The organism is Planococcus soli (assembly GCF_016881065.1).
Lineage (GTDB): Bacteria > Bacillota > Bacilli > Bacillales_A > Planococcaceae > Planococcus > Planococcus soli.
In genome coordinates this window covers 1-253 of the sequence record NZ_WXYN01000034.1, presented here as the reverse complement: position 1 = coordinate 253, position 253 = coordinate 1, and the positions used below count along the sequence as shown (strand labels likewise).

At 54.2% G+C, this 253-nt stretch carries 1 rRNA gene; it reads left to right on the top strand.

The annotated features are described in order from the left end of the window. Positions 1-70: 70 nt before the first annotated feature. A 16S ribosomal RNA gene (locus GJB59_RS13660) occupies positions 71-253 on the top strand; the annotation flags it as partial.

Sequence of the window (253 nt, the reverse complement as noted above, 5' to 3'; positions counted from 1 at the left end):
CAGATCACAAGCGAACCGTGCGTCTTCGGACGGCGGTACGCCAGCAGTATTGAGCAATCAACACTACTCTATAATGGAGAGTTTGATCCTGGCTCAGGACGAACGCTGGCGGCGTGCCTAATACATGCAAGTCGAGCGGAACCTTTGGAGCTTGCTCCAAAAGTTTAGCGGCGGACGGGTGAGTAACACGTGGGCAACCTGCCCTGCAGATCGGGATAACTCCGGGAAACCGGTGCTAATACCGAATAGTTTG